Source organism: Pseudomonas sp. SED1 (assembly GCF_034044025.1).
Classification (GTDB): domain Bacteria; phylum Pseudomonadota; class Gammaproteobacteria; order Pseudomonadales; family Pseudomonadaceae; genus Aquipseudomonas.
On the sequence record NZ_JAXCIS010000071.1, the window covers coordinates 1 to 8520 of the forward strand.

At 62.5% G+C, this 8520-nt stretch carries 10 protein-coding genes; 8 read left to right on the plus strand and 2 right to left on the minus strand.

Annotated elements, in window-relative coordinates; translation table 11 throughout:
- Positions 1 to 66 precede the first annotated feature (66 nt).
- Positions 67 to 681, minus strand: coding sequence for a 3-isopropylmalate dehydratase small subunit (leuD, locus tag SNL23_RS10995; protein WP_318302250.1), 615 nt, complete (start codon positions 679 to 681; stop codon positions 67 to 69).
- The gene (gene leuC / locus SNL23_RS11000) at positions 678 to 2099 is read right to left on the minus strand and encodes a 3-isopropylmalate dehydratase large subunit (RefSeq protein ID WP_318302251.1); all 1422 of its coding nucleotides are present in this window, start codon (positions 2097 to 2099) and stop codon (positions 678 to 680) included. Before leuC ends, leuD begins: the two co-directional genes overlap by 4 nt.
- Before the next feature lie 251 nt (positions 2100 to 2350).
- On the opposite strand from leuC, the gene SNL23_RS11005 reads away from it, so the two are divergent.
- The 8 genes from SNL23_RS11005 to SNL23_RS11040 are packed head-to-tail and all read left to right on the plus strand — an operon-like array spanning position 2351 to position 8504.
- Entirely contained in the window at positions 2351 to 3553 is a 1203-nt protein-coding gene (locus SNL23_RS11005) for a PepSY-associated TM helix domain-containing protein (RefSeq protein WP_318302252.1), read from the plus strand.
- Positions 3550 to 4089, plus strand: a complete 540-nt coding sequence (locus tag SNL23_RS11010) for a thiamine pyrophosphate-binding protein (RefSeq protein WP_318302253.1) — start codon at positions 3550 to 3552, stop codon at positions 4087 to 4089. Before SNL23_RS11005 ends, SNL23_RS11010 begins: the two co-directional genes overlap by 4 nt.
- Positions 4086 to 4415 (plus strand): hypothetical protein, encoded by a 330-nt coding sequence (locus tag SNL23_RS11015; protein ID WP_076015335.1) that lies wholly within the window; start codon positions 4086 to 4088, stop codon positions 4413 to 4415. The genes SNL23_RS11010 and SNL23_RS11015 overlap by 4 nt, the downstream gene beginning before the upstream one ends.
- Positions 4412 to 4972: a DUF6162 family protein gene (locus tag SNL23_RS11020; protein ID WP_167663537.1), complete on the plus strand. Its 561-nt coding sequence runs from the start codon at positions 4412 to 4414 to the stop codon at positions 4970 to 4972. Before SNL23_RS11015 ends, SNL23_RS11020 begins: the two co-directional genes overlap by 4 nt.
- A 25-nt stretch (positions 4973 to 4997) precedes the next feature.
- A complete protein-coding gene (locus SNL23_RS11025) occupies positions 4998 to 5918 on the plus strand; it encodes a metal ABC transporter substrate-binding protein (protein WP_023659272.1) in 921 nt (306 codons plus the stop codon).
- A complete protein-coding gene (locus tag SNL23_RS11030; RefSeq protein ID WP_318302254.1) occupies positions 5915 to 6661 on the plus strand; it encodes a metal ABC transporter ATP-binding protein in 747 nt (248 codons plus the stop codon). The genes SNL23_RS11025 and SNL23_RS11030 overlap by 4 nt, the downstream gene beginning before the upstream one ends.
- Positions 6658 to 7557 carry a metal ABC transporter permease gene (locus tag SNL23_RS11035; RefSeq protein ID WP_029300631.1) on the plus strand — a complete coding sequence of 300 codons (900 nt, stop codon included), beginning with the start codon at positions 6658 to 6660 and terminating at the stop codon, positions 7555 to 7557. The genes SNL23_RS11030 and SNL23_RS11035 overlap by 4 nt, the downstream gene beginning before the upstream one ends.
- Positions 7557 to 8504, plus strand: coding sequence for a metal ABC transporter solute-binding protein, Zn/Mn family (locus SNL23_RS11040; protein WP_167663534.1), 948 nt, complete (start codon positions 7557 to 7559; stop codon positions 8502 to 8504). Before SNL23_RS11035 ends, SNL23_RS11040 begins: the two co-directional genes overlap by 1 nt.
- The last annotated feature ends 16 nt before the right edge of the window (positions 8505 to 8520 follow it).

Sequence of the window (8520 nt, forward strand, 5' to 3'; positions counted from 1 at the left end):
CCGCCGTTACCTAAATAACGGATATGTACGCAATTTCACACCAGTCAACCTGCAACACCAGGCCCATCACCCGAGCCAGGGATTGGCCGCCAGATGCCCCCGCTCAAACACCTTGATCTGCTCACTGCGCTGCAACGTCGTACCGATAGCATCCAACCCCAACAACAACGCAGTCTTACGCAACGTATCAATCTGAAACCCAATCACCTGCCCGTCCGCCAAAAGAATCTCCTGCGCCTCAAGGTCCACACTAATCAGCGCCTGTTCAGGCTGACTCACCATCTGCCCCAACCGCTGCAACACCGCCTCTTCCAACGTGATCAACAACACCCCGTTACGCTGGCAGTTGTCATAGAAAATCCCCGCAAAGCTGCTGCCAATCAGCGCGCGAATGCCCATCTGCTTCAAGCCCCACACCGCATGCTCCCGGCTGGAACCACAGCCAAAATTCGGCCCCACCACCATAAAGCTCGCGCCCTGCCAGGCTGACTGGTTCAGCACAAACTCCGGATTTGGTTCGCCCGACGCCAAAAAGCGCAAATCAAAGAACAACCCGCGATCCAGCCCGTTACGGTCGATGCCCTTGAGGAACTGCTTGGGCATGATCACGTCGGTGTCGATATTGGCCGCGAGCATCGGCGCGGCCTTGCCGGTGATCCGGGTGAAAGGTTGCAGGCTCATGTGCGGTCTCCAAAGTGGCGAATGTCCGTCAGGCGGCCGGTGATGGCGGCGGCTGCAACCATGGCCGGGCTCATCAGGTGAGTGCGCGCACCCGCGCCCTGGCGGCCTTCGAAGTTGCGGTTGGTGCTGGAGGCGCAGCGGTCGCCCGCCTCCAGCACGTCGTCGTTCATTGCCAGGCACATCGAGCACCCGGACTGGCGCCATTCAAACCCGGCCTCGATAAAGATCGCAGCAAGGCCTTCAGCTTCAGCCTGGTCGCGCACTTCAGTGGAGCCCGGCACGATCATCGCCCGCACGTGGTCGGCTACGTGCTTGCCGCGCACGACGCTGGCGGCATCGCGCAGGTCTTCGATGCGGGCGTTGGTGCAGGAGCCGATAAACGCATGGCTGATGACGATCTCACTCAACGGCATGCCGGCTTCCAGGCCCATGTAGTTCAGGGCGCGGCGCATGTCCTGGCGCAGGATCAGGTCGCTGACGTCTTGCGGGTCTGGCACGCGGGCGCCGATGGGCGCGGCCTGGTCAGGGCTGGTGCCCCAGGTGACCATCGGCTCCAGGCCGGTGGCGTCCAGTTGCACTTCGAGGTCGAACAACGCGTCGGCATCCGAGTGCAGTTGGCGCCAGCCCACCAGGGCGCGCTCCCACAACTCGCCCTTCGGCGCGCGGGGTTTGCCCTTGAGGTAGGTGAACACTTTTTCATCCGGCGCCATGAAGGCGCCGCGGGCGCCCGCTTCTACCGCCATATTGCAGATGGTCATGCGCGCCTCGACACTCAGGGCATCGATGGTCGAACCGCAAAACTCAATGGCGTAGCCGGTGGCTCCCGAAGCGCCGATCTTGCCGATCAGCGCCATGATCACGTCTTTGGAAGTCAGGCCGTGGGCCAGTTCGCCGTCAACGGTCACGCGCAGGCTTTTCAGGCGCTTGTAGACCAGGGTTTGCGAGGCCAGCAAATGCTCGATTTCCGAGGTGCCGATGCCAAAGCCGAACGCGCCCAAGGCACCGTAAGTGGTGGTGTGGCTGTCGCCGGCAGCGATCACCATGCCCGGCAGAATGAAACCCTGCTCCGGGGCGATCACATGTTCGATGCCTTGGCGCTTGTCGAGGATATCCAGCAGCTCAATCCCGAAATCCCGGCAGTTTTCCGCCAAATACGACACTTGGCGCGCGCCGCCCGCATCCGGCATGGTCGCGATGCGCTTGGGCGTGGTGGGGTTCACATGGTCGACCACCGCCAGCGCCGTGCCGGGGCGCCATACGCCACGGCCTGCCTCGCGCAAGCCGCTGAAGGCTTGCGGGCTGGTGTATTCATTTATTACCTGACGGTCGATATACAGCAGCACATGGCCCTGGTCATCCAGGCGGCACACCGTGTGGGAGTCGATGTGTTTGTCGTAGAGGGTTCTGGCAGAAGTCATTATTGGGCTCGCTCAACGGTATGGCTCCATCATAGGCAGCGCCCCCGCCCCATCAATCCCGCCTTGGTGATGACTCGGAACATGTTTCGTGTTGCATGAATGGCTATCTGAAACATTTACTTTCATATCCGCCTTAGGGTTTTGCATTTCTCATCCGTCTTAACTTAGATACAGCCGCTCGCGTCAGCAAAAGCTACGGGCGGCGTTTTCCGGGCCTTTACTGCCTCCCTCCGATCAAGACCCTTATTCACATGTCGAAGAAGTCACGCTCAAAACTCTGGTTTCTCGTGCACAGCTGGCTGGCATTGCCCATCTGGTTCTTTGTGCTGATCGTCTGCGTCACCGGCACCCTGGCGGTGGTCAGCCAGGAGATCGTCTGGCTGGCCAACCCGGACATCCGCGCCAGCAAGCCGTCGGACGATGCCGAACTGCTCAGCTACGAACAAGTCATCGAGGCCATGAACCGCGCCGAGCCGCAGACCATCGTCAAATCCCTGAGCCGCCCCGACGAGTCGCATTTCGCCCTGACGTCGAACGTGGCCTATCCCGACGGACGCACCGTAGAAGTGTTCGTCAACCCCTACACCGGGGTGATCCAGGGGATCGCCCCGGCGTTCGACTTCCAACAATTCACCCGCGCACTGCACGGCTGGTGGCTGGTGCCGTTCACCAACGGTTTCAGTTGGGGCTGGTACCTGGTCTCGTTGCTGGGTTTGCCGCTGCTGGCCTCGCTGATTACGGGCCTGGTGGTCTACAAGCGTTTCTGGAAAGGCTTTTTCAAGCCGACCCTGCGTTTCAACCATGGCGCGCGAATCTTCTGGGGTGACTTTCACCGATTGAGCGGGATCTGGTCGATCTGGTTTATTGCAGTCATTTCCATAACCGGCACCTGGTTTCTGATTCAGGCGATTCTCTTCGATAACCAGATCTCGATTTCCAGTGAACCAATTGTCCCGGTGATCACCCGGGACAAGGTGCCCCTGTCCAGCCCAGGCGTGCGTGCGCCGATGATTCCCCTGGACGAGGCAATCGACATCGCCACCCAGCGCATTCCAGGCCTGGAAGCCAGTTTCGTCAGCCTGCCGGCGACGGCCTATAGCCATTTGATGATTGGTGGCCGGGGCTGGTACCCGCTGATGTACCAAACCGCGCAAATCAACCCTTACAACGGCGAAATCGCCGCCTCGCACCTGCTGTCCGACCGCTCCGGCCTGGAGTTCGTCACCGAATCCATGCGCCCGCTGCACACCGGGGATTTTGGCGGACTGTGGATCAAGATGATCTGGTTCTTCTTCGGTTTGGTACTGAGCATGATGGTCTTGAGCGGTCTGCTGATCTGGAGCAAACGCACGGCGCTGGCCACGCTCAACGCACTCAAGCGTGGCGCCAAGGTGCGCCGGCAACCGCTGGAAAATCCGCTTGGACAGGCTGAAACCACGGAGGGCAACCGATGAACAAGGCCACGACGATTAACCCGCCCTCTCCCCTGCGCGCCTTCTGGCTCAAGTGGCGCTTCCACATCAATATCCTGCTGATTCTGGTGCCCCTGGGCTTTATGCCCAAGTACTTTGCCGACGCCGCGCTGTTTCGCGGTGACAGCGGTCTTGGCGAGCGGGAGATCGGCGAAGTGCAGGTCGGCCCATGGAGCGTGAAGCTCGCCGAACTGCGTAACGAGGCCCCGCGCCCCGACCCGGCGGGGCCGATGAAGTCCTTCAATGCCGCCCTGTGTGCCACCTGCATCGACCAGGTCAAGGCGACCTACCTGCGCATCGGCAAGCCTCGCAGCCTGCGGGCCGCCGGGGTGATCTTCTTCGGCACACCGTATCGCATGGGCGCCATGCTGCCGATCCCCGAACGCACCCCACTGGACGCCGAAGTGTGGATCACCATGGAAGGCTGGGACGGCGCCATGCACCAGGCCTCCATTCCCTTGAGCCAGGCATCGCCGGCCACCATCGACTGGCTGAAAAAACGAGGAGTTAAACCATGACCTTGCAGCAATTGGCCCGTGCCTGTGGCGTGCTGATCCTCGGCGCCGGTTTCAGTACCGTCGCCCTCGCCCACAACCCGATGTGCGAATGCAAGGAAATCCCCGGCGAGCAGATCCAGTGCACCGGCGGTTTCTCCGATGGCAGCGGCGCCCCCGGCGTGACCCTGGATGTGATCGGCTATGACGAAACCATCCTGGTGCCCGGCAAGCTGGGTGAAGACTCGAAGCTGACCTTCAAGAAACCGTCCGCCGAGTTCTACGTGTTGTTTGATGCGGGCCCCGGCCACGTTGTGGAAATCGACCAAGCGGATATCCAGCCCCAATGAGCCGCACAACCCAAGTCGTGCGCCCTGCCGGTGCCGGCCATGAAACCCTGTATGTCCTGCTGTTGTGCCTGATCATCCTCGCCGTTGCCGGCACCGTGGTGGCCCTGCGCGGTGAAAGCCAGGAGATCGCCGCCGTGCCCAGTCACCAACTGGACGCCCGCCGCGACCTCAGCGCCGCCGAGCAAGGCATCTACGCCGACCTGCGGGTGACCCTGGATGAAATCCACTTGCTGCAGCAAGAACACAGCGCCCTGCCAACGCCTGAGCAACTGGCCGAGGAAGGTTTTGCGCCCTTCGCCCAGGACGCCAGCTCGGTGAGCCGCGGCGACCACCGCTGGCAGTTGCTGGACGCAGGCTACCTGGGCCTGAGCCAGACACCGGACCTCAGCGGTTCGTTGTTGATGCGCATCCGTGGTGCCGAGCCGGATATCTGGCTCAACCGCAGCGCCAACCTCACCGCCCCCACCGACCTCACTGACCAGGCGCTGATCAGCGCGGGATGGCAGCAAGTGGTCGCGCAATTCGATGCCGGTGTCACCCGCCAGCATCGTCATTGAATTCACGCTGTAGCGAGAGAAGACCATGTCTATTTCATCTCCATTATTACGCCTGGTGCTGGTCGGCCTGATTACCGTGCTGCTGGCCCCATTCGCGAGTGCCGACCCTGCCAAACGCCTGCGCATCGGCATCACTCTGCACCCTTATTACAGCTACGTGGCCAATATCGTCGGGGACAAAGCTGAAGTCGTGCCGTTGATTCCGGCCGGCTTCAACCCCCACGCCTACGAGCCCCGTGCCGAAGACATCAAGCGCATCGGCACCCTGGATGTGATCGTGCTCAATGGTGTCGGCCATGACGATTTCGCCGACCGCATGATCGCCACCAGTGAGCGCCCGGACATCCCGGTGATCGAAGCCAACGCCAACGTGCCGCTGCTGGCCGCCACTGGCAACGCCGCGCGCGGTGCCGGCAAGGTGGTCAACCCTCACACTTTCCTGTCCATCAGCGCCTCGATTGCCCAGGTGAATAACATCGCCCGGGAACTGGGCAAGCTCGACCCGGACAACGCCAAGACCTACACCCAGAACGCCCGGGCCTACGGCAAGCGCCTGCGCCAGATGCGCGCCGACGCCCTGGCCAAACTCACCAGCGCACCCAACCCCGACCTGCGGGTGGCCACGGTGCACGCGGCGTATGACTACCTGCTGCGGGAGTTCGGCCTGGAAGTCACTGCCGTGGTGGAACCGGCACACGGCATCGAACCGAGCCCCAGCCAGTTGAAGAAAACCATCGACCAACTGCGGGAGCTGGACGTGAAAGTGATCTTCTCGGAGATGGACTTCCCGTCCAGCTACGTCGACACCATCCAGCGTGAATCCGGCGTGAAACTGTACCCGCTGTCGCACATCTCCTATGGCGACTACAGCGCAGAAAAGTACGAAGTGGAAATGACCGGCAACCTCAATACCGTGGTGCGGGCGATTCAGGAGTCCGGGGCATGACGGCGGCTGAACACTTGAGCGTGGCCAGCGTTGGCCCGACCCTCGACTTCAATAACGTGGCACTGACCCTGGGCCGTACCGTGATCCTCGACGCGGTGAGCTTCCAGGTCCAGCCCGGCAGTATTCATGCGCTGGTGGGGCCCAACGGCGGCGGAAAAAGCTCGCTGATCAAGACCCTGCTGGGGCAAACGCCGCACCAGGGCCAGTTGAGCCTGCACTGGCCGGGCGCACCCGGCACCATCGGCTACGTGCCCCAGGCGCTGGAGTTCGACAGGGGCTTGCCGATGACTGTCGACGACCTCATGGCTGCGATGTGCCAGCGGCGTCCGGCGTTTCTCGGGCTGTCAAAGCACTACGCTGCCGCGATTGGCGACGCACTGGAGCGGGTCGGCATGCAGGACAAGCGCAAACGGCGCATGGGAGCCTTGTCTGGCGGTGAGCGCCAGCGCGTTCTGCTGGCACAAGGCTTGATCCCGGCGCCGCAATTGCTGGTGCTGGACGAACCGATGTCGGCGCTGGATGAAGCCGGTATCCAGGTGTTCGAGCGCTTGCTGAGCGACTGGCGCCAGGCCGGGATCACCGTGCTGTGGATCGAACACGATCTGGAAGCCGTCGGCCGCTTGGCTGACCGCGTCACCGGGCTGAACCGCCGCGTGCTGTTCGACGCTACGCCCAAGGAGGCGCTGACCCCGGACCGCCTGCTGACCCTGTTCTCCACCCACCCACGGAGCCCGGCCTTATGAGCTACGAAGCCTTTCGCTTGATGGTCCAGGGCTGGGCGTCTTCCGGGTATTTACCGGAAGCACTGGCCTATGGGTTTGTGGTCAACGCGCTGCTGGCCGGGCTGCTGATCGGCCCGGTGCTGGGCGGTTTGGGCACCCTGGTGGTGGTCAAGCGCTTTGCATTCTTTTCCGAAGCGGTGGGCCATGCTGCCTTGACCGGCGTGGCCGTGGGCATTCTGCTGGGTGAACCCTACACCGGGCCTTACGGCAGCCTGTTTGGCTACTGCCTGTTGTTCGGGATCCTGCTCAACTACTTGCGCAACCGCACCGGCCTGGCGCCGGATACCTTGATCGGCGTGTTCCTGTCGGTTTCGCTGGCCCTGGGCGCGAGCCTGCTGCTGATTCTGGCGGGCAAAATCAACGTGCACATCCTTGAAAACGTGTTGTTCGGCTCGGTGCTGACAGTGAACGGCAATGACCTGCTGGTGCTGGCGATTGTCGGCTCACTGGTGATGGCCCTGGCCCTGCCGCTGTACAACCGCATCATGCTGGCCAGCTTCAACCCGCAACTGGCGGCGGTGCGCGGGGTAGCGGTGAAGACCCTGGATTATCTGTTCGTGATCCTGGTGACGCTCATCACCGTTGCGGCAGTCAAGGTCATCGGCGCGATCCTGGTGGGTGCGTTGCTGGTGATTCCGGCGGCTGCCGCACGCCTGTTGAGCCAGTCGCTCAAAGGGTTCTTCTGGATCTCGGTGGTAATCGCCACCGTCAGCACCCTGTGCGGGATCCTGCTGCCAATCATCTTCGACCTGCCGATTCCGTCCGGTGCCGCAATCATTCTGGTAGCCGGTATTGCCTTCGCCCTCGCCGCCATCGCTCGCGGCACGGTCCCCAGCCTGAAAGGGAATCTTGGATAATGCGCCCGATTTTTCGACCACTGCTGCTGGCCCTGGCAATCGCCACACCGGCGTTCGCTGCCGACGGCGTCAAGCCTTTGCAGATCACCGCCAACCAAGGCGTCGGCCATGCCGCCCTGAACAAGGCCCACGGGTTAAAGCCGGTGAAAGTACTCGCCGCGCTGCCGATTACTTACGGCCTGGCGCAGATGCTGCTCAAAGGCACCGATGTGCAACTTGAACGCGCGGCACCGGCCAACCTGCCCGGCTCGCGGCAAGTCGCCTATTTCACCGGGCGCGGCGCACAGGCATTGAACACCCTGGCGCTGGACGCCGACGCGGCCATCGGCCTGCGCTCGTTGTGGCCGGATGACCCGCTGTATCCGGTGGCCCGGCGCAGCAATATCCGCATCATAGAAGTCGACGCTGCCCGCCCGGTGGACGGTGGTTTACCGGGGATTGCCGTGCAGCCGGGCGCCATCGACGGTTTGAACAGCCAGCCGTGGCAAGCGAGCAACAACATGGGACGCATGGCCGATGTGATGGCCGCCGACCTGAGCCGCCTGGCACCCGAGGCCAAGGTGCAGATCGAGGCCAACCTGGCCGGCCTCAAGCAACGCCTGCTCAAGCTCACGGCCGACAGCGAGGCGCGACTGGCCAAGGCCGACAACCTGACGGTGGTCAGCCTGAGCGATCACTTTGGTTACCTCGTCAGTGGCTTGAATCTGGAACTGGTCAGCACCGATGCGCGGGCCGATACCGAGTGGACACCCGAGGCGTTGCAACAACTGACTGCAAGCTTGAAGGAAAATGAGGTAGCCGTGGTGTTGCATCATCGTCAGCCAAGCGATGCAGTGCAGGCAGCTGTCACGGCGGGCGGGGCGAAGTTGTTGGTGCTGGGCACCGATGGCCCAGACCCGGTGGCAGAGCTGGAAGGCAATGTGGACCAGGTGATCAAGGCCCTGTAACGCGCCTCTCACAGGT

What these genes read in the sequence shown, in the direction of transcription:
- SNL23_RS11040 (WP_167663534.1), top strand. Translation starts at nt 7,557, where the DNA reads ATGCGCCCGATTTTTCGACCACTGCTGCTGGCCCTGGCAATCGCCACA.
- SNL23_RS11025 (WP_023659272.1), top strand. Translation starts at nt 4,998, where the DNA reads ATGTCTATTTCATCTCCATTATTACGCCTGGTGCTGGTCGGCCTGATT.
- SNL23_RS11020 (WP_167663537.1), top strand. Translation starts at nt 4,412, where the DNA reads ATGAGCCGCACAACCCAAGTCGTGCGCCCTGCCGGTGCCGGCCATGAA.
- SNL23_RS11010 (WP_318302253.1), top strand. Translation starts at nt 3,550, where the DNA reads ATGAACAAGGCCACGACGATTAACCCGCCCTCTCCCCTGCGCGCCTTC.
- SNL23_RS11035 (WP_029300631.1), top strand. Translation starts at nt 6,658, where the DNA reads ATGAGCTACGAAGCCTTTCGCTTGATGGTCCAGGGCTGGGCGTCTTCC.
- SNL23_RS11015 (WP_076015335.1), top strand. Translation starts at nt 4,086, where the DNA reads ATGACCTTGCAGCAATTGGCCCGTGCCTGTGGCGTGCTGATCCTCGGC.
- SNL23_RS11030 (WP_318302254.1), top strand. Translation starts at nt 5,915, where the DNA reads ATGACGGCGGCTGAACACTTGAGCGTGGCCAGCGTTGGCCCGACCCTC.
- leuD (WP_318302250.1), bottom strand. Translation starts at nt 681, where the DNA reads ATGAGCCTGCAACCTTTCACCCGGATCACCGGCAAGGCCGCGCCGATG.
- SNL23_RS11005 (WP_318302252.1), top strand. Translation starts at nt 2,351, where the DNA reads ATGTCGAAGAAGTCACGCTCAAAACTCTGGTTTCTCGTGCACAGCTGG.
- leuC (WP_318302251.1), bottom strand. Translation starts at nt 2,099, where the DNA reads ATGACTTCTGCCAGAACCCTCTACGACAAACACATCGACTCCCACACG.